At 45.5% G+C, this 20461-nt stretch carries 19 protein-coding genes; 10 read left to right on the forward strand and 9 right to left on the reverse strand.

Annotated elements, in window-relative coordinates:
• Positions 1-59: 59 nt before the first annotated feature.
• Positions 60-1244: an NAD(P)H-quinone oxidoreductase subunit H gene (locus H6G17_RS17805; protein ID WP_192159382.1), complete on the reverse strand. Its 1185-nt coding sequence runs from the start codon at positions 1242-1244 to the stop codon at positions 60-62.
• 187 nt (positions 1245-1431) lie between these two features.
• Positions 1432-2049: a PAS domain-containing protein gene (locus H6G17_RS17810; RefSeq protein WP_192159384.1), complete on the reverse strand. Its 618-nt coding sequence runs from the start codon at positions 2047-2049 to the stop codon at positions 1432-1434.
• 212 nt (positions 2050-2261) lie between these two features.
• Between H6G17_RS17810 and H6G17_RS17815 the strand changes: the two genes are divergently transcribed.
• On the forward strand, positions 2262-2999 hold the full coding sequence (locus H6G17_RS17815) for an aspartate/glutamate racemase family protein (protein ID WP_192159386.1): 738 nt from the start codon (positions 2262-2264) through the stop codon (positions 2997-2999).
• A 12-nt stretch (positions 3000-3011) separates the two neighbouring features.
• On the opposite strand, the gene H6G17_RS17820 is transcribed toward H6G17_RS17815, so the two are convergent.
• Together H6G17_RS17820 and H6G17_RS17825 are read right to left on the reverse strand one after the other, a co-directional pair.
• Positions 3012-3419, reverse strand: coding sequence for a gamma-glutamylcyclotransferase (locus H6G17_RS17820; protein WP_192159388.1), 408 nt, complete (start codon positions 3417-3419; stop codon positions 3012-3014).
• Positions 3420-3456: 37 nt separating this feature from the next.
• A complete protein-coding gene (locus tag H6G17_RS17825) occupies positions 3457-4212 on the reverse strand; it encodes a GntR family transcriptional regulator (protein WP_192159390.1) in 756 nt (251 codons plus the stop codon).
• Positions 4213-4807: 595 nt separating this feature from the next.
• Here H6G17_RS17825 and H6G17_RS17830 point away from each other — a divergent pair.
• The 6 genes from H6G17_RS17830 (at position 4808) to H6G17_RS17855 (ending at position 11529) form a co-directional block, all read left to right on the forward strand.
• Entirely contained in the window at positions 4808-5989 is a 1182-nt protein-coding gene (locus H6G17_RS17830; protein WP_192159392.1) for an ABC transporter ATP-binding protein, read from the forward strand.
• 13 nt (positions 5990-6002) lie between these two features.
• Positions 6003-7283: an extracellular solute-binding protein gene (locus H6G17_RS17835; RefSeq protein WP_192159394.1), complete on the forward strand. Its 1281-nt coding sequence runs from the start codon at positions 6003-6005 to the stop codon at positions 7281-7283.
• Positions 7284-7422: 139 nt separating this feature from the next.
• The gene (locus H6G17_RS17840) at positions 7423-8277 is read left to right on the forward strand and encodes an ABC transporter permease (protein ID WP_192159396.1); all 855 of its coding nucleotides are present in this window, start codon (positions 7423-7425) and stop codon (positions 8275-8277) included.
• Positions 8278-8354: 77 nt separating this feature from the next.
• Positions 8355-9170 (forward strand): ABC transporter permease, encoded by an 816-nt coding sequence (locus H6G17_RS17845; RefSeq protein WP_192159398.1) that lies wholly within the window; start codon positions 8355-8357, stop codon positions 9168-9170.
• 260 nt (positions 9171-9430) lie between these two features.
• Positions 9431-10780 carry a magnesium transporter gene (gene mgtE, locus H6G17_RS17850; RefSeq protein WP_015153039.1) on the forward strand — a complete coding sequence of 450 codons (1350 nt, stop codon included), beginning with the start codon at positions 9431-9433 and terminating at the stop codon, positions 10778-10780.
• On the forward strand, positions 10777-11529 hold the full coding sequence (locus H6G17_RS17855; RefSeq protein ID WP_192159400.1) for an SDR family oxidoreductase: 753 nt from the start codon (positions 10777-10779) through the stop codon (positions 11527-11529). The genes mgtE and H6G17_RS17855 overlap by 4 nt, the downstream gene beginning before the upstream one ends.
• A gap of 187 nt (positions 11530-11716) precedes the next feature.
• Here H6G17_RS17855 and H6G17_RS17860 read toward each other — a convergent pair whose 3' ends face one another.
• From H6G17_RS17860 to H6G17_RS17870, 3 genes are all read right to left on the reverse strand, one after another.
• Positions 11717-13117 (reverse strand): aminopeptidase P family protein, encoded by a 1401-nt coding sequence (locus H6G17_RS17860; protein ID WP_192159402.1) that lies wholly within the window; start codon positions 13115-13117, stop codon positions 11717-11719.
• Between the two features lie 74 nt (positions 13118-13191).
• Positions 13192-13416 carry a hypothetical protein gene (locus tag H6G17_RS17865; protein WP_192159404.1) on the reverse strand — a complete coding sequence of 75 codons (225 nt, stop codon included), beginning with the start codon at positions 13414-13416 and terminating at the stop codon, positions 13192-13194.
• 127 nt (positions 13417-13543) lie between these two features.
• Positions 13544-14161 (reverse strand): TetR/AcrR family transcriptional regulator, encoded by a 618-nt coding sequence (locus H6G17_RS17870; protein ID WP_015153035.1) that lies wholly within the window; start codon positions 14159-14161, stop codon positions 13544-13546.
• Positions 14162-14291: 130 nt separating this feature from the next.
• Here H6G17_RS17870 and H6G17_RS17875 point away from each other — a divergent pair, with 130 nt between their 5' ends.
• The 3 genes from H6G17_RS17875 to H6G17_RS17885 all read left to right on the forward strand — a co-directional run bounded on the left by H6G17_RS17875 (position 14292) and on the right by H6G17_RS17885 (position 17592).
• A complete protein-coding gene (locus tag H6G17_RS17875) occupies positions 14292-15977 on the forward strand; it encodes a pitrilysin family protein (RefSeq protein ID WP_192159406.1) in 1686 nt (561 codons plus the stop codon).
• A gap of 156 nt (positions 15978-16133) precedes the next feature.
• Entirely contained in the window at positions 16134-16823 is a 690-nt protein-coding gene (locus tag H6G17_RS17880; protein WP_192159408.1) for a hypothetical protein, read from the forward strand.
• 109 nt (positions 16824-16932) lie between these two features.
• On the forward strand, positions 16933-17592 hold the full coding sequence (locus H6G17_RS17885) for a hypothetical protein (protein ID WP_192159410.1): 660 nt from the start codon (positions 16933-16935) through the stop codon (positions 17590-17592).
• Here the strand turns inward: H6G17_RS17885 and H6G17_RS17890 are convergent.
• Together H6G17_RS17890 and H6G17_RS17895 are read right to left on the reverse strand one after the other, a co-directional pair.
• Complete coding sequence (locus H6G17_RS17890; RefSeq protein WP_192159412.1) at positions 17589-18287, reverse strand: glutathione S-transferase N-terminal domain-containing protein; 699 nt, start codon at positions 18285-18287, stop codon at positions 17589-17591. The two genes, H6G17_RS17885 and H6G17_RS17890, sit on opposite strands and share 4 nt — an antisense overlap.
• Positions 18288-18512: 225 nt before the next feature.
• Positions 18513-20120 carry an alkaline phosphatase D family protein gene (locus H6G17_RS17895; protein ID WP_192159414.1) on the reverse strand — a complete coding sequence of 536 codons (1608 nt, stop codon included), beginning with the start codon at positions 20118-20120 and terminating at the stop codon, positions 18513-18515.
• Between the last annotated feature and the right edge of the window lie 341 nt (positions 20121-20461).

A 20461-nucleotide genomic window follows, 5' to 3' on the forward strand; every position in this document is an offset into this window, starting at 1 on the left:
ACTAGTTTGCTCTAACTTTGACAAATATTTTAGGTAAACCCGCCCCTACGACTTACGATTTACCGATCGACCGATCCCATGATGATGTCAATACTACCTAGGATCGTGACGATATCAGCAACTTTCACGCCTCGGAGGATGTGAGGCAGAATTTGCACGTTGTTGAAATCAGCTGCACGGATTTTCCACCGCCAAGGGAAGACATTATCATCGCCGATAATATAAATGCCTAATTCCCCTTTGCCACTTTCGACACGGACGTAGTGTTCGCCTTTGGGAATCTTGAATGTGGGGGCAACTTTCTTACTAATGTATTGGTAATCAAAACCACTCCATTCAGATTTTGGACCAGCTTGCATCCGCTTGGCTTCTAGGTTTTCGTAGGGTCCACCTGGTAGTCCGGCAATGGCTTGGCGGAGAATTTTTACCGATTCGCGCATTTCCCGAATTCGCACTAAGTAACGCGCAAAGCAATCCCCGACGGTTTCCCAGTGAACGTCCCAGTCGAAGTCGTCGTAGCATTCGTAGTGGTCAACTTTCCGCAAGTCCCACTTTACGCCACTTGCCCGCAGCATAGGACCGGAAAGCCCCCAGTTAATGGCTTCTTCTCTTGTAATCGTGCCTACACCCTCGACACGACGACGGAAAATCGGGTTGTTGGTGATCAGGCGCTCGTATTCGTCTACTTTGGGCATGAAGTAGTCGCAAAAATCGAGGCACTTATCGATCCAGCCGTAAGGTAGATCGACGGCGACACCACCAATGCGGAAATAGTTGTTATTCACCATCCGGTAGCCTGTAGCTGCTTCCCAGAGGTCGTAGATCATCTCGCGTTCGCGGAAGATGTAAAAGAAAGGAGTTTGAGCGCCGACATCAGCCATAAACGGACCCAACCAGAGTAAGTGGTTGGCAATCCGGTTCAGTTCCAGCATGATGACGCGGATGTAGCTGGCGCGTTTGGGAACGGGAATATCGGCTAATTTTTCGGGGGCGTTGACAGTAACAGCCTCATTGAACATCCCCGCCGCATAATCCCACCGACTCACGTAAGGAACGTACATGATGTTGGTGCGGTTTTCGGCAATTTTTTCCATTCCTCGATGCAGGTAGCCGATGACGGGTTCGCAATCGACCACATCTTCGCCATCCAGAGTCACGATCAACCGCATCACGCCATGCATGGAGGGGTGATGCGGTCCCATGTTGAGTACCATGGGTTCTGTTCTGGTTTCTATCCTTGCCATATGTTTAGCGATCGCTCCTTGACCAATCAGTTATCAGTTATCAGTTATCAGTTATCTGTGACCGCTAACTACTAACCACTAACCAGTTTTATTGCGTTTCTTTAATAATTATAAGAATTGACGGCTCCGAAAAAGTTTTATAAACCACTGATATTCATAAACTTTGGCAACTGCTGGTATAGATGGTTTAGCTGCCGATCACCACTTGCTGCTCGTCGGTCTGTCGCAGGCAAATTCGTAAATGACTTGCCGCTCCTTGGCGATCGCGCACGACGGTTGCCGTCAAGAGTGCGTCATAGGGTTCCCATTTGTGGGGTTGGATGCGGACTTGCCAGTTTTGCAGTCGGTCAATTTGATAGCATAGTCGATTGAGTTGAGAACGAAAGGATGAGCGATCGCCTCGTTCGACAAACAAGACAAGTGGTTTGCCAACTAAATATTCTGGTGCTGCATTCAGTAGATTAACAGCAGCACGGTTAGCTTCGAGAATAACTCCCGCAGCATTGGTGACAAAATAGCCATCTGGAGCCAATTCAAATAAATCTTGGTAGCGTTGGCGCTCCTGCTCGACCAAAAATCTAGCTGCTGCCAATTCTTCATTTTGCTGCCGCAACTCCTCAATAGCAACATAAATCTCTTCTAGAGAACAACTGAGTTCTCTAAAAGATTCTGCCAGTAACTCGGCTGGCGACCAAGCTGGCTCTTTTGCACGAATATACAAATTTTCTAAGCGACGGCACATTGCTTCTAACTGAATCGTTAGCTCGCTCGTGTTCTCAGCAAACTTATTTGAATTGATTGGCATAGTCTGCGAAAATAGCAATTTTTCTACAACACTTTAACTCGCAAGTATGACATTCGCTATAGAAAACAAAAAAACAACTTCTGACCTCCTATCTCAATACTTTTCGGTTAAGGCAAGATCCCCCCTAACCCTGCCTTATAAAGGGAGAACGAGAGAAAGTTGCACATTAAACAAAAATCTCCAGAAATCCACCCTTTCCATCCAGCAAAACCATGAAAATCCAAGTCATCAACCCCAATACCACAGCTAGCATGACCCAAAAAATCGGGTTAGCAGCAAAAGCCGTTGCAAGTCCTGACACTGAGATTATTGCTTGCAATCCAACTATGGGACCAGTTTCGATCGAAGGACATTACGATGAAGCACTTAGCGTAGTTGGCTTACTTGAAGAAATTCACCAAGGAGAAGCGACGGGGGTAGATGGTTATGTCATCGCTTGTTTTGGCGATCCTGGCTTGCTGGCTGCCCGAGAACTGGCGCGGGGTCCCGTTCTCGGTATTGCGGAAGCGGCGATGCACGCTGCGAGTTTTGTGGCTACTGGATTTTCCATCGTTACCACCCTCAAACGCACGCAAGTCATTGCTCGGCAATTAGTAGAAAACTACGGTATGAGTCGCTTTTGTCGTAATATTCGCGCGATCGATCTCCCCGTGTTGGAACTGGAGATTGCAGGATCTCCAGCTCGCAAGGCAATTATTCAAGAGTGTAAATCTGCCCCAGCTGAAGATGACTGTGGGGCGATCGTTTTAGGATGTGGTGGTATGGCTGATTTATCTGCTGAAATTAGCGGCGAGATTGGTATTCCCGTCATTGATGGTGTTACTGCTGCTGTCAAATTTGTAGAAGCTTTGGTAAGTTTGGGTTTAAGTACTAGCAAAGTTGGCGATTTAGCATATCCCATTCCTAAACCCTATACTGGTATGCTTGCCCCTTTTGCTCCCAAAAAGTAACAGCGATCGCCTTTAACTTTCGATCGAACTGGTTTTGTAAGCAGCCCACCCACCAAGATGCGAAATATCAGTCCAATTGTATTTTTCAATTAATTCTTTCGGATAAAGAAATGCTGTCAAGACTTCTCCATCCTCTAGAACAATATCGCTTGCATACATATTTGGTGGCTCGTTTGCCGACAAATATTCAAACTGCTCTTTCGTCATTTCATAGACTTCCCCAGGAATAGAAATTCCACCTTCTGCTACTTCATAAATCGCCGGATGCCAACCGTCATCAGCAGCGTGAAGGCGATAGCGGGGTTGAGTTGCTGCTGTTTTGACAAATTTTGCTGACTGAAGATTCTGATGATCTGGTTGTCCCCGCAATGCCGAACCACAAATAAAAACTTTCTTCATACCTGAGTTGGTTGTTGTCATATTGGTAATTGGTAAGTCAAAAGTTAAAAGTTAAAAGTCAAAAATCCAAACTTTCCCGACTCCCGACTCCCGACTCCCGGCTCACTTTCGTTTGCTGTAATTGCTCGACTTCTTGTACGACTCGCGCTTTACTTGCTCTTAAGTGGGCAACCATTGCCTCGACTGCCGCTTTTTCATCTCGCTGCTGTATGGGTTGATAAATTTGTCGATGTTCTGTACGAATTTCCAATACATTAGGATTGTGTTTGGTTGTCTGAATCCTTAACAGTTGCATTTGATCGAAGACTCGATCTAACAGGGAGACAAGCCAGGGATTGCCGGAACTCTGCGCTAATAACCGATGAAAGCGGTAGTCAATATCTAATAAGCGAAAGCTAGTCAGTTGTGTAGGTTTACTATTCACTATCTTTTCTGCTTGCTCAACCATGCTTTCAAGTTCTTGCAGTTGCATTTCTGTCGCATGGTGACAGGCTCCCCGGACAGATAATTCCTCTAAAGCAATTCGACAATCGTACAATTGCATTGCATCCACAATTGAAATCGTCGCAACCCGCAAGACTCCATCTAGGTCGCTTGTAGCTAGATTTTCATGCTGAAGTAAGCGAATTGCTTCTCGGATCGGCGTTCGACTTACCTGAAGCTTGTTCGCTAACTTGGTTTCTACTAGCCGCTCTCCTGGTGCTAGTTCCCCTGAGAGTATGGCATTCCGCAATGCCTGATATGCTTGTTCTTGTAGCGATCGCTGTCGCTGGAGCGACTGAGGAGACAGGGACAAAGCGAGACTCCTTAGCATCTGTCTGAAGAGGGATATTTGAGCTATTCTTATTTTATGTTTTTGACGGCACGATCTCCCTTAACTGTATTTGTACGTGTTATTGAGGAAGAAGTCAGGCGATTGGAGCCAGAATAAATTTTGTGCTGCTAGCTCCTGACCTCTTCAGAGGCTTTGCATACAGTATACATTTTTTCTCTGGACGAGCGTGAGTTTTTGCTAGCGATCGCCACCTCCATTTATTAAGAGCAATTCTCGATTGCGTGCGTGACATTTGTAGGGGCGCACAGCTGTGCGCCCCTACAGATCGTGTGTTTACCCAATTGAAAACCGCTATAAATAGACATTCTTACCCATCGAGATCCCTCGCCTGAGATAGACATGCTCTTTCTATCGGGGGAGATTGTAGTCCAACATACAGTTTATTTTTTCGATTTATTCTTATATATCATCGTATACAGCATACACAGTTTTCAGCTCGACTTCTGAGTCCAAACGTGCATACCTGCTGATGAGTAAAGCGCAAAGACAAGAGCAAACTACTATTACAGCTTTCTAGCATCGTCCGTTCGCAGCAGGTTTGAGTCAAGCTAGCAATTGCACTACAGAACTAATCATGACAACAACTGGAGTTAGACAAGAATTCCTCCAAACGAGTTCAGCAACGCAACAAGCCTTAGCTGATGCGGCGGCTGGCGTATCGTTGCGATCGGTGACGAAGAAATACGGCTCGTTTACAGCAGTTGAAAATTTGACCTTAGATATTCCCGCCGGAAACTACTGCTGTTTATTAGGTCCGAGTGGATGCGGCAAAACAACAGCACTGAGAACGATCGCGGGACACGAAGAAGTCACTAGCGGAGATATTTTAATTGGCGATCGCCGCGTCAATGATATTCCAGCAGCCAAACGCAATACTTCGATGATGTTCCAAAGCTATGCTTTATTTCCACATAAAAGCATTTGGGAAAACGTCGAGTTTGGCTTAAAAATGCGTAAACTCGCAGAACAGGAACGCCGTACCAGAGTGGGAGAAATGCTAGAAATGGTAGGTTTGAGCCATGTTGCCGAGCGCAAACCGAATATGCTCAGCGGCGGACAACAGCAGCGGATCGCCTTAGCGAGAGCTTTAGCTACCCGTCCCCAGGTGTTGATGTTAGATGAACCTTTAAGCGCCTTGGATGAAAACTTAAGAGTCAGGATGCGGACAGAGTTACGCCGAATTCAGAAACAATTTGGTATGACATTCATTCAGGTAACTCATCACGTTGAGGAAGCTTTTTCTCTTTCTGATATGGTGGTGGTGATGACCCACGGACGTATCGATCAAGTTGCTACACCTTCAGAACTTTTCAACACTCCTGCTTCCCAGTTTGTAGCCAAATTCATGGGAGACAACAATATTTTTACAGGTAAAGTTATCAACAGCGTTGCCGATACGAGTTTGGATTTAATTCAACTGGAAGTAGAAAGCATTGGCTCGCTATTTTGTCGCGGCTACGCTGCACCAGTAGGATCTACAGCAGCGTGTTCGATCCGTCCCGATTTAATGCAGGTCGAGCCTCATTCACCTATGGTTCCCGTCCAGTCTTCTCTCGCTGCCAATCAAATTACAGCTCGAATTGTTGCTGTAGAAATGACGGGTTTTGTAACGCGAGTTTCCTTGATGGCAGAAGCTACAGGGCAAGAAATATTGTATAAAGCCCGTACAACTGATTGGGATGCAAATGCACTTGCAGAAGGGCAATTAGTCGTACTTAGTTGGTCGAAAGATAACTGTGTTTTCTTAGCCGCATGAAAAAGTCAAAATCATGGGAAAAATAAGTCGGCGCAAGCTGCTTAAAACAGGTTTGGCAGCAGGGGGAACTGCGATCGCTGCTAGTTGTTCCAACCGTGGTCCAACAGTTCTTACTAATAAACTTCAAGATGTGACGCTGCGATTAATTGGCACGGGTGCGGCACAAATTAACGATATTCGCGTCCAAGCAGAGAAAGATTTGGGTTTCAAAATTCAAATGCGGGCGTTGAGTACGGCAGAAAATATTCAAATTGCTATTACTCAACCCAAGCAATACGATATTTTTGACGGTGAATATTTTGCCCTGCCATTAGTCGCTCCTTCTGGCAATCTTCAGGCAATTGATACTAGAAAAATCAAAGAATTCGATAAAATTACGCCGATCTTCACGACTGGAGAATTATATCCAGGCGCAAGAGTTAACACCTCTCAGGGAACGGCTCCACGCAAAGTCATGTTTCTGAAAGGCAAGGATTCAACTGAATTTGCTTCAGAACCGACTGACTGGACGACGATGATTCCATTTCAGTACAACGCCGATACGCTGGGATATCGTCCTGATTTAGTAGGTAAGAAAATTGAATCTTGGGCAGATTTATTTGACCCTCAATTTAAAGGCAAAACATCTCTGCTTGATATTCCTTCCATTGGCATTATGGATGCAGCAATGGTGATGGAAGCAACGGGACAGATGAAGTTTGGCGATAAAGGTAACATGACCAGAGAAGAACTCGACAAGGTGACAAACCTTTTAATCGAGCAAAAGCAAGCAGGTCAATTTCGAGCCTTTTGGAAAACCTTTGATGAGTCTGTCAACCTGATGTCATCTGGGGAAGTGGTGCTGCAATCGATGTGGTCGCCTGCGGTAACTGCTGTGAGAGCAAGGGGAATCCCTTGCGTTTATGCACCCTTGAAGGAAGGCTATCGCGGTTGGGGTGGTGGTTTGGGTTTGTCGAAGAATCTTTCGGGAATAAAACTAGACGCTGCTTACGAGTACCTCAACTGGATGTTAGATGGCTGGGTAGGCGGATTTCTTTCGCGTCAAGGTTACTACAGTGCTGCTCCCCAAAATGCCAGAAAGTTCATGAAGCCGGAAGAATGGGACTTTTGGTATGAGGGCAAACCTGCCGCGATCGATATTATCGATCCTTTTGGTAAAAAGATCGAGTCTAAAGGTGCAGTACGCGATGGCGGTTCGTTTACAGAACGGATGGGTAATGTCGTGTGTTGGAACTCTTTTATGCAGCAGCAAGTTTATCTCGTTTATAAGTGGACTGAGTTTATTGTGGCTTAGTTGGTAATTGGTAATTGGTAATTGGTAATTTGTATTTTTACTACTCCCGACTCCAGTACGGGCGGGTTTAGCAAAGAGATTGACAACCATAGCCTTCAATTTTTGTTCAAAACCCGCCCCTACGACTCCTCACTTTCAGATGAACAACTCAAAAACTTTACGCAATTATTTGTTGGTAGCTCCACAGACATTGGTTTTTCTACTGTTTTTGGTGTTGCCAATTATCGCGATCGCAATTGTCAGTTTTTGGAATTTTAATGGCTTTGCGATGACCCCAGGATTCACTTTAAATAACTACTTGGGAATTTTTAGTTCGAGAGTTTACTTGTCAACTTATCTCAATACCTTTAAGTTTGCTTTTCTCGTTTGGTTGATTTGCTTGTTGATTAGCTATCCGGTTGCTTACTTTTTGGCTTTTCACGTTAAAAGTCCGAAATGGCAAACAATATTATTTTTAATCTGTACCGTGCCTTTTCTCACATCAAATATTATTCGGATGATTTCTTGGATTCCGTTTTTGGGTAGAGAGGGGTTAATTAATCAGGCATTAATGGGATTAGGTATAACTAATCAGCCAGTGGAAATTTTTCTATTTTCTGATTTTTCTGTAATTCTAGCGATGGTGCATCTCTATTGTTTATTTATGGTTGCACCGATATTTAATAGCATGATGCGGATCGATCGCTCTTTGGTGACGGCTGCTGAGGATTTAGGATCTTCTCCATTGCAAATTCAAAAAGAAATTATCCTACCTTTATCTGCTTCGGGAATTGCGATCGGTTCGATTTTTGTAGTGACGTTGGTGATGGGAGAATTTGCCACGATGCGGATTATGAGTGGTGGTAAGTCTTCTTCTGTGGGCTATTTAATTAAGAACCAACTCGATAGCTTACAGTATCCACTAGCAGCAGCAAATGCAGTCGTGTTGTTGATTGTTACGCTGATAATTGTATTTGCCATCTTGCGCGTAGTTGATATTCGCAAAGAATTGTAAAAATTCAAAAGTTAAAAGTTAAAGATTAGGAGTAATCTCTCTTTCCCGACTCCCGACTCCCGACTCCCCTAATTAACATGACAGCAAAAAAACGATCCATTTCTTACTATCTACTAGCAGGATTTTTTGGATTATTTGTTTTATTTCTTTACGGTCCAATGTCTGCTATTTTTCTCTTATCGTTGCAGGGACCCGAAGGACAATTAACTTTCCCGATGCGGGGTTTTAGTTTTCATTGGCTCAAAGCAGTGTTTGAGCCGCAGCGAGTAGGAAACTTTGTGGATGGATTTGGGCGATCGCTTTGGCTAGGGTTAATTGTCATGCTAATTACAGTTGTCTTTAGCGTGATGGCAGGGCTAGCATTTCGTCGGAAGTTTTTCGGCTCGAATTTGATTTTTTACCTGACAATTTCTAGCTTAATAGTCCCTAGCATTCTAGTCTCATTAGGGATTGGAATTTTGTTTAGTATAGTTGGGTTAGATAATCAGTGGTATTCTTCGGCGCTTGCCGGACATTTAACCTGGACTCTACCTTTTGCCTTCTTAATTATGCTAGGGATATTCGGTCGTTTTAACCCTGCTTATGAAGAAGCTGCCCGCGATTTGGGAGCGAGCGACACGACAACATTTTGGCAAATCGTCTTTCCTCTAATTGCCTCTAGTGTCATTGGTGTAGGGTTGCTAGGATTTACACTTTCCTACGATGAGTTTACCCGCACGTCATTAATTTCAGGGGAAACTAACACCTTGCCACTAGAAATTTTTGGCATGACAACAAACGTCACTTCTCCCGCACTCTATGCCTTGGGAACATTGACAACTTTATTTTCTTTTGTTTTGATTGCGATCGCATTAGTGGCAATTAATTCCCTATCGCGACAGCAAACAAGATGAAGATGTTTCATTCGAACGCAAATCGGGCAAGATAATATTACAACCAGCGAGATACACAAATGTTTCGGTCATTTTTATTTTGGACTTCCGAAAACAACACTTGCAGGTTACGATTAAACGTAGCGATTCCCACAACGGGTATCGATGTTGAATTGCTCGAACTTTATGGACACGGATCGAAGTCCATCCCCCCACAGTAGCATTCTCCTCTGAGCTGAGCGAACTAGTCTCTCAGAGTAGGGGAGACTTAGGAGGCGTTTATGCTCACTCAAGAAGGACGTATTGCCCTAACCGATATTACCGATCTCAACCTACTCAAAGCAGAATTAAACCGTCTGCCCCCTGTAGATGCAGGGGATTATATTGCGGAACTTTCTCCCCAGCAACAAGCGATCGCCTTTCGCTTGCTGAATAAAAATCAGGCGATCGCGGTATTTGAATACCTACCTCAAGAAGTGCAGGAAGAATTAATCGGTTCTCTGCACGATGCCCAGGTATTTCACCTGGTAGAATCGATGAGTCCTGACGACAGGGCAGAGTTGTTTGACGAGTTACCTGCTGGTGTTGTCAAGCGGTTGTTACAGCAACTCAGTGCGGAAGAACGACAGGCAACAGCAACGATTTTAGGCTATCCCGAAGGTACGGCGGGGCGGGTGATGACGACGGAATACGTCCGCTTGCGTCAGGGTTTAACTGTAGGCGAAGCCTTAAATAAAATTCGACGCAATGACGAAGATAAAGAGACGATTTACTATGCCTATGTCACCGATGATAATCGCAAACTGGTGAGCGTGGTTTCCTTGCGGCAATTATTATTTACTATCCCCGATGTCCTAATTCGCGAAATTGCCAGTCAACGTGTCGTGCGAGTCAGAACCGACACACCCCAAGCAGAAGCCGCCCAGTTGATGAAACGCTACGACTTGATCGCCATCCCAGTCGTAGATCGGGAGGATCGTTTGGTAGGAATCATCACCGTTGACGACGTGGTAGATATTTTAGAAGAAGAAGCCACGGCAGATATTCAAAAATTAGCAGGGGTCAGTGGTGGTGACGAAGCGGCTTTGTCACCTCCCCAGGTAACGATCCGCAAGCGATTGCCTTGGCTGTTAGCAAATATTGGGTTGTATGTTGGGGCAGCTAGCGCGATCGCACCTTTTCAACAGGTGATTTCTGTTGTCCCTGTGTTAGCCGTAATTATGCCGATTTTATCTAACACGAGTGGCAATGTTGCCATACAAGCTTTGTCGGTGACGGTACGCGGGTTAGGCGTGGGTGAAGTTACGCCCCTGGATACGTTAAAAATTCTCCGCAAAGAAATCTTAGCTGGGCTAGGAACAGCCTTAGCTTTGGCGATCGCTTTGGGAATTCTTTCCTTAATTTGGTCGCCACCCCAAGAACGCTGGGTAGCAATTGTTGCTGCTTCGGTAATGGCAATTAACGTATTTGTAGCGGCAAGTTTAGGGACAATGCTACCGATGGGATTAAAGCGATTGAAACTCGATCCGGCATTGATCAGCGGTCCTCTACTCACAACTATTTTGGATGCCGTTGGGTTTTTAACTTTCCTCTCATTAATTTCTTTAGCTTTACGGATGGTGGCAAAATGACAGCAGCATTAATCCTCGTAGCTGGTGCAACAGGCGGAGTCGGACAACTAGCAGTCGCTAAAGCACTAGAAAAAGGTTTTAGCGTGCGCGTCCTCACCCGTCAAGCTGACAAAGCAAAACAGATGTTTGGCGATCGCGTCGAGGTTGCTGTAGGCGATATTCGTCAACCCAATACCCTACCAGCAGCAGTACAGAACGTGACGCACATTATCTGCTGTACTGGTACGACTGCCTTTCCTTCTGCCAAGTGGGATTTTCAAAACTTCTTCTCACCCCAAAATAGTCCGCAGCAGGTTGATGCTATGAGTGTGAAAAATTTGGTTGCAGCCGCACCGAGAGATTTGCAAAGGTTTGTTTTTGTCTCTTCTTGTGGTATCTTACGCAAAAAGCAATTTCCTTTTAGTATTCTCAATGCCTTTGGCGTACTCGATGCCAAGCAGGAAGGAGAAGAGGCGATCGCGACTTCAGGTTTGCCTTACACGATTGTTCGCCCAGGACGCTTAATTGATGGTCCTTATACTTCTTACGACCTGAATACATTGTTAAAGGCGACAACTGACGGCAAATTAGCTGTTGTTGTTGGTATGGGTGATACGTTGGTAGGAGATACTAGCCGAATAGATGTAGCCACAGCCTGCGTAGAGTGTATATCTTACCCCGCAACCGTAGGCAAGACATTTGAAATTGTGAATTCTGGTGCAAGACCGGAAATCACTGATTGGGAAGCGCTGTTTGCTCAGTTAAATTAATTTCTATGCGAACTTTTTTCTTAGCCCCCTTAATCAGGGGGTTGGGGGATCGAAAAACTACGCCACTGACTCAAAGATCCCCCCTAACCCACGCCACTTTACTCAACGGAGGACACCTCCGCACGTAAGTGGCTCCCCTTATGAAAGGGGGGGACAAGAGAAAGTTGTACCGAAGCGTAAATTATTTTTAACTATAAGCCGCTTCTAAAGAGGATAAGTCGCCCTGTACCAAAGCCTCAACCGCTTCCGCTTTAGTTGGTAATGCTGCTGTCAAGACTTCTCTGCCACTATCCGTTACTAACACGTCATCTTCGATCCGAATTCCGCGCACGTCGGCAAATTGAGCTAAACGTTCCCAATTGACGACATCGCGATACTTTTCCCGCCGATCGCGATCGTTTAGAATTGCCGGAACTTGATAAAATCCTGGTTCAATCGTCACCAACATTCCAGGACGGAGGGGACGATTCAACCGTAAATAATTTAACCCAAAGCGATCGCTGCGTTTGCGCCCTTCCTCATATCCAGCAATATCCCCTAAATCTTCCATATCGTGGACATCTAAACCCAATAAATGCCCGATCCCGTGGGGAAAAAATAGGGCATGAGCATCCATTTCGACTAAATCTTCGGGTTGACCGTGCAAAATGCCTAAATTGACCAAACCTTGAGCAATGACCGTCGCCGCTAATAAATGTATATCTTGATACTCTACGCCGGGACGAATCTTCGCAATACAAGCATCGTGCGCTGCTAACACGACATCGTAAATCGCCCGTTGAGTGGCTGAGAATTGCCCAGATACAGCCCAAGTGCGGGTGACATCCGCCGCCCAACCTGTTGATGTTTCTGCCCCTACATCCACCAGTAACAAGTCTCCCAACTGCATCGGGTGATGATAGCGATCGTTATGCAACACCTCTCCATGCACCGTCACGATACTGCTATAAGCACAGCTCATGTTATTGGCAAGAATGACGTGTTCCATCGTGGCGCGCACATCTGCCTCCCATGAAGCGTTAGTTGTAACTGCCATACCAGCAATATGAGCTTGTACCGTCACGTCAGCAGCCTGCCGTAATTGAGATAAAGCAGCGCGATCGTGGCTGAGCCGCAGCGCTACAATTGCTTGAGCTAAATCCAAATCGATGCCTTGCAATACCTTAGCTGGTGAAACTGGTCGGTTAAGGATGCGAGACTGTTGGAGAGCGGTCATGGTATCCTGTGCGGCAATAGTAGCTGCCCCCACAGCATGAGATTCCAACTCGCTCATGGGTAAAGCTGCATCTGCACCAATCTGAATTGCAATTTCCGCTCTACTAGGCATTTCTCCGTGCCAGAGAGCGCTTTCTGGTTTCGGATCGTCTACAAACAACGTCATTTTCCCCCCTTCTAAGCAAATCGCAGCCATTTCCAGGGGAAGACCAGCAAAATAGAGAAAGTGACTGCTGGAACGAAAGGGAAAGCAATTAGCAGGAAAATTACGCGCGCTACTGCGTCCCGACCATAGTACAACTGGTACATCAAGGAGATCCGCTAGATGCTGTCGCCGCTGCCGCAGAGTTTCCACATCAATGTCATGAGTCATTAAAAAGGAGTAATGAGTAGTGAAGAGTGACTGGTGACTAGTGGCTGGTGACTAGCTACGGACAAATGACCAATTTAATCGTCATCTTGATTATTTTGGTTAGGTGCTTCGTTGCCATCATCCTCGTCGTCTGCTTCGTTCTCGTTATCTTCTTCTACATTTTCGTTCGTGTCTCTGACCCTTTCATCTCCACTAGGAGTACAGCTAACAAGTCCGCCTGCTACGCTCAACAGAACGATTACACTTAGTAAACTTCCGATCGCCGCTCTAGGGTTCAACCATTTACTTAGGTCTTTCATTCGCAACCTCCGAGGCGCAGAACACATCAATATTTAATTATTAACAAGATTTTAATATCTTGCGTTCATCTATGAATAGTTATTCGTCATCTGTCATTGGCAACAACAAATGACGCACGACCAATGACTAATGACTTTTTACTAGAACCCCATTGAGAAAAATATCTGCCAATCCTTCCGCCATCTCTTTCATTTGTTGTGGGGAGGCGTTGGGTTCCATTAACGTGTTGTGGCTGAAACCAGAGATGGCAAACATGCCTAAGAATACTTGGGCGACAATGCGCGGATTCATCGGACGGTAAATGCCGCGTTCCATTGCAGTTTGAAAGAAAGCCTCGGCTACATCTGTCATTTTGCCGATCACCTCAGATTGAACGCGATCGCGCAAATCTGGGTGAAATTGGGCTTCCATGAAGCAAACCCGCATCAAATCGGCATTTTTCTGAAAATTCCACATTCGCCGCTGCATGACTTGTGCTACAGCTTTATAGCTACCCATTTCGCTCAATTCTGTCAGCAGATCGGTGAGAATTTCTACCCAACCTTGGGTTGCTACCTCGACCAAAATTGCTTTTTTATTAGAAAAGTGACGAAACAGCGTACCTTCCGCCACACCAGCAGCTTGTGCTAAGTCGCGGGTCGTCGTCCCATCGAACCCTTGACGCGCGAACAATCGCTGCGCCGCTTGTAAAATGCGATCGCGAGAAGAATCTGCAGGCTGTGAAGCACGGTTAAAAACTTGCATAGAAGGTATTTATGGTTGTATCGATGTTAATACAACTTGTAGGGACATTCTCTTACATCCATCTGCACAACTGGCAAACTTTAATAGATCGTTAATAGATCTATCTCGAACGCACAATTGATTCCAATCTATGATGCATCAGATCGTACGTTTTATCCGCTCAATTTTATCCACATTTAAGATCTGGCAACGCTTGCTTGCCATATTAACAATTGTAACTATCTTGTTTTGGGTTGTCTGTTCGGAAACAGCTTTAGCTGAAATAGGGAGCAGGGAGCAGGGAGCAGGGAGTAGGGAAGCTTTAATTCCGAATTCCGAAGTCAAGCAGGCGGATGACGAGGTTTCCTCGTCATTAAAGCCGCGTCGAATTCCGAATTCTGCTCCATCGAAGTCAATCCAACCGTACTACAAACGGGTGAGCCAGGATTTAACTGAATTTCGTCTCAGTAATGGGATGAAGTTTATTGTCTTGGAACGCCATCAAGCACCAGTTGTATCTTTTCTGACCTATGCTGATGTGGGCGGAGTTAACGAACCAGTAGGTAAGACGGGTGTGGCTCACTTTTTGGAGCATTTAGCATTTAAAGGCACGGCGCGGATCGGTACGCGAGACTATACCGTAGAAAAACCGTTGTTAGAACAATTAGACAAATTAGCAGCAGAAATTACCGCAGCTAAAGCAGCGAAAAAAGAGGCAGAAGTTACCAAATTACAAGCGCAATTTGAGCGAGTAGAAGCTGAAGCAGCTCAGTTAGTCAAACAAAATGAGTTAGGGCAAATTGTCGAACAAGCTGGTGGTGTAGGTTTAAATGCCAATACTTCTACAGAAGCAACGCGGTATTTTTACAGCTTTCCCGCTAACAAACTAGAAATGTGGATGTCGTTGGAGTCAGAACGTTTTCTCGAACCCGTGTTTCGAGAATTTTACAAAGAAAAAGATGTAATTTTAGAAGAACGACGGCTGCGGGTAGAAAATTCACCCATCGGACAAATGGTGGAAAAGTTCCTCGATACTGCTTATCAAGTCCATCCTTACAAGCGTCCCGTTATCGGTTACGAACAAGATATCCGCAACTTAACGCGGGCTGACGTGCAGCAGTTTTTCGATACTTATTACATACCGAGTCAATTAACGATCGCCATTGTCGGTGATGTTAATCCCCAACAGGTAAAACAGCTAGCTCAAGTTTATTTTGGACGCTATCGCGCTAAAGCTGCTCCTCCTAAGTTGACAACAGTAGAACCAAAACAGCAAAAAACGAGGGAAGTGACGCTCAAATTACCAACTCAACCTTGGTATTTAGAAGGCTATCACTGTCCGGCAATTAACGATCCAGATTATGTAGTTTATGAAACGATTGGTAGATTGTTGAGTAACGGACGGACATCGCGACTCTATCAATCTTTAGTAGAAAAGCAACGCCTAGCTTTAGCAGCTCAAGGTAGTAGTGGATTTCCGGGGAATAAATATGAAAATTTAATGCTATTTTATGCTTTGACGGCTCCAGGGCATACAGTTGATGAAGTGGGAACAGCAATGAGAAAAGAAATCGAGCGCCTCAAAACCGAACCAGTTTCAGCGATGGAATTGGAGCGAGTCAAAACACAGGCTAAAGCAGATTTATTGCGATCGCTCGACTCAAATATGGGGATGGCACAGTTATTGTTAGAGTACGAAGTCAAAACAGGTTCCTGGCAAAATTTATTTAAAGAACTAGAAGCGATTTCTCAGGTGTCGTCAGCCGATATTCAACGAGTTGCACGACAAACTTTCATCCCCGAAAATCGCACGGTTGGGCGGTTATTATCTTCTTGAGGGAGTCGGTAGGGACGGGTTTCCAAACCCGCCCGTACAGGGGTCGGAAGTCGTGCATGAAAATACTTTTAATTTCTTGAATTATCTCTTACCCATCAACAACTACCAACTACCAACTACCCATTACCCATTACCCATTACCAATTTCCAATTCACATGGACAAACTACAAAAATTACTGCAAGATGACCTTCCTCGCTTAGGTACATACTTTTTAGACATGACAGCGGTACAGGGAGATGGGGTATTACTCGTCAATTACTACCCTAATGATGCGATCGCTCAAATGGAGGCAAAATTTCTCAAAGCAAGTGTTGTTCCCAAATATTCAAGACAAATGGGATTAGCCGATCTAGTCGCACAATTTGAAGCACACGATCGCCAAACTCAAATGGTGGTAGCTGTTGTTACGCCAGAGACGAAAGGTACTCTAACTGTAGAGGTGTCGTCTACACCCCCACCAGCACCAGAACCAGAAACCGTCAAACCCGAAACAGCTGCACCCACAGCTAAATCAACTACTACCAAGTCTAAAGCCAAGGGGAAAACTTCAACTCGGACAACTTCTAAATCTCCCGCACCAGAACCGGAACCCGCACCGGAACCCGCACCGGAACCAGAAACAGCTAAACCCTCAGCTAAATCGACTACTAAGCCTAAAGCTCAGGGGAAAACTTCAACTCGGACAACTGCTAAATCTCCAGCGCCAGAACCAGAACCCGCGCCAGAACCCGCACCGGAACTAGAAACAGCCCCACCCCCAGCTAAACCAGCTAAACCAGCTACCAGACACAAAGCAAGGCGCACTCCGCTTCGGACAGCTGCAAGGCGAAGAAAGGCAACTTAGAGTCAAGATCCATTTGCTAAAGATTCGGCAAATGTTCCCAAAAATTAGCACAAGAAACTGTAAATTTAGCGCTGTAGGATTGTTTGCATAGCTGTAAGCCAGGATGCAAATGACTCTTCACTCATGTACAGTAAAGCTGATTTCAGTCGCTTTCGCATTGGCTAGCGTGGGACTGGATACGACAAGAGCGATCGCGCAGACGATATATCCATTCAACGGTAACTACGATACAAAAATCGAGATCGTACCGATTGACGAGGAGCTATCTCAATCGATTGAGTTAGCTACGAGTTCTGACCCTAAAGCCCCTTATGGTCTAACTCAGTATGAAGGATTAATCTACGCACGAACCGATCCTGCAACTGGTGCGCTTAACTTTGATACCAATCCCGCTACGTTTGGCTTACCAGATCTGCCACCAGGTTACATTGTATTTGAGGGAGAAGGCACGGATAACAAATTGCGAGGAACTGCCACGGCTACGGCTACACTTGACCGGGAAAATCTGACGGGATCTGGTTCCGGTACGCTGACAATTACAGGTGGCGAAGGCATATTCACAGGCGCGACTGGAACGCTAGATTTTACTCAAGTCGATCGACTCAACCCAGATCCAAACGTTCTTTCGCTTGAGGGTGATGCTGTCATTACTGGCTCAATAGAGACAGTCCCAGAACCAGGAGGAGTAGGAACGCTGGCTGGTGTCGGTGCGATTGGCGCTGGCTTACTGCTGCATCGCCAACGCCAAAAGTTGACCAAAAACACTTAAGACGATCGCCGCCGCCCTTGACCGAATAAAATCGCTTTAGATTCTTCAGTGACAGATGGCGCAGTACTAATTTCGTCAGCCTTAGCATAGGCACGTTGCACGGCGGGACGTGCTTTTATGCTCTCAAACCAACGTTTAAGATTGGGAAAGTCATCCAAATTTTGTTGCTGCGTTTCGTAGGGTACGATCCAGGGATAAGCTGCCATATCTGCGATCGAATAACTACCCGTGATAAAAGGTAGATTCGTCAACCGTTCGTCAAGTACGCCATACAATCGCTCGGTTTCTTTTACATAGCGATCGATCGCATAAGGAATTTTCTCCGGTGCGTAAGTGACAAAGTGGTGGTTTTGTCCCAGCATTGGACCCAATCCACCCATTTGCCAGAACAGCCATTGCATTGTCTCGACGCGATCGCGTAAATTTTCTGGTAAGAATTTTCCAGTTTTTTCTGCCAAATATTGCAGAATTGCCCCCGACTCAAATACGCTTATCGGTTCGCCACCGTCAGGGGGGTCGCGATCGATAATCGCCGGAATTTTATTATTAGGTGAGATCTTGAGAAATTCTGGGTCGAACTGTTCGCCCTTAGCAATATTGACGGGTTTGATTTCGTAAGGTAGCTCTGCTTCCTCAAGAAAGATAGTAATTTTATGTCCGTTTGGAGTTGTCCAGTAGTAGAGTTCGATCGTCATGGCAATTCACTCGGGATGCATAAACTCTTCGATCGTAACTGGAATTAGTGAGTTGTTGGTAGTTGGTAGTTGGTAATTGGTAATTGGTAATCGGGTGGTGCGTGGTGCGTGTTGATAGGGTGTGGGGTGTGGGGTGACTCCTGACCAGTTAGTTATTTTATCTCCTCTGCTCCCCCGCCCCTCTGCTCCCCTGCTCTTTTCACTCCCTCAGCTCTCTCAGCTCCCTCAGCTCTCTTCAGGAGGCAAATCCACGCTGTAGAGGGTGTCCCCGGCTAAATTGTGTAGAGTGACGGTCATTACTTCACTGTCGCGATCGATTTTGACCATACCAAAAAACTGTAACCCTTCTGAAGGGGGACGATTTGGTTTAGTTCCCTCTGGTAAGCTGTTAAACTTTACCTGCGGTCCAAAAGTATTATCTAGCTCGTTAGGTCCAAACGTGCCTGAGTTTAGAGGACCCGCGACAAACTCCCAAAAGGGTTTGAAATCAGTAAATTGAGCTTTGCTAGGGTCGTAGTAATGAGCGGCAGCATAATGTACGTCCGCTGTCAACCAAACGACATTGCGGATATTTTGCCGTTGGATGAACTGAAACAAATCTGCAAACTCTAGTTCTCGCCCTAGAGGAACGCCGTTATCCCCATTTGATAGCGCTTCATAAGCTGTTGTCCCATCTGGAATTACTAGTCCAATTGGCATATCGCTAGCAATGACTTTCCAGGTGGCGGTTGAAGTGAGTAATTGTTGCTTTAACCAACTCAGCTGAGCTTTACCTAAAAATGCTGTCTCGTCGCTTGCCTCAGTTTGACGATTTGCCGAGTTTGCGCCTCGATAGCTGCGCTTGTCGAGCATGAAAATGTCTAACATCGCTCCGTACTGAAACGAACGATAAATCCGCTCTGGGTCGTTAGGATCGAAGCGAATTGGCTGGTATTCTAGAAATGCTTGTCTTGCCCGTTCTGCCAGAAGATCCACATCTTTAACCTGATAACGGGCATCTGTACCGACATCTGTGAGGATCTCGCCTGGATACCAATTATTTGTAGTTTCATGGTCGTCCCACTGGACGAGTTGAGGAACTTCGGCATTGAAGCGGCGAACGTTTTCATCGAGTAGGTTGTAAATATAGTTGCCGCGAAACTCAGTCAGTGTTTCTGCTACTTTTGCTTTTTCTGGTGTGGTGATGTTTTTCCAAATGCTACCATCGTCGAGCTTGACTTCAGCCAAGATCGGGTTATCAGCATAAATCGTATCGCCTGAGTGGATGAAGAAATCTGGATTGAGTTGTCGCATGGTTTCATAGATTTTCATGCCACCAAACTCTGGATTAATTCCCCAGCCTTGTCCGGCTGTGTCTCCTCCCCAAACAAATTTAATGTCGCGCTTTTTAGCTGAAGGAGTGCGAAAAGTTCCCGTGACAGGAACGCTAGAAATACTAGAGTTGTCCAAATCCTGAAAAGTAAATCGGTAGAAGATTTGCTCGTCGGTTGGCAGTCCTGATAGGTCAACGCGGACTGTAAAGTCAGTTGCTTCTAAAGCTGGCGCTCCGATAATTCGTCGGACATGGCGAAAATTTTCACTCGTACTATATTCTACGATCGCTCGTGCGGGGCGATCGCAACGGCTCCAAACTACGGCGCGATTCCCCGTGATATCACCACTAGCAACTCCATAAGGGATTGTCGGGCGCATTTTGTCTGAAGTCACAATTCCTAGGGCTTGCGCCTTCACTTGTCGAGATGGCGACAACAAACTGGCAGCTACAGCCCCGCTGGTGAAAGCCGAACCGAGCAGAAATGAGCGACGGTTAATTTGTCGCAAGTTGAAATTCATAAGTATTTCCTTTAGTTTGGTAAGGGAAAAATTGAAAAAATATCGAAAATCTTAATTTTTGACAAGTCAAAATAGACTACCAAAAAGCTCAATTTACGCGCTTCGATTTAGCGCGATCGCTCTCCTGCTAGTAGTTAATGATGTGAAAGTAATCTTGAGAAAAAAGAGTTTACGGCAGTAATTTAAACAAATCTCGATCCACAGTCAAGCAGCAAAAATTAACCTTGACTTAACTAGTTGATGATGTTAGTCGTATTCGCGATCGCTCAGACCAAATTTTAAGAACAATTACCTACGATTAGAAATTTTGCATTTGTTGTAAATTTATCCATGCTGGCGGG

This window comes from Chroococcidiopsis sp. [FACHB-1243], assembly GCF_014696895.1.
GTDB lineage: Bacteria > Cyanobacteriota > Cyanobacteriia > Cyanobacteriales > Chroococcidiopsidaceae > Chroococcidiopsis.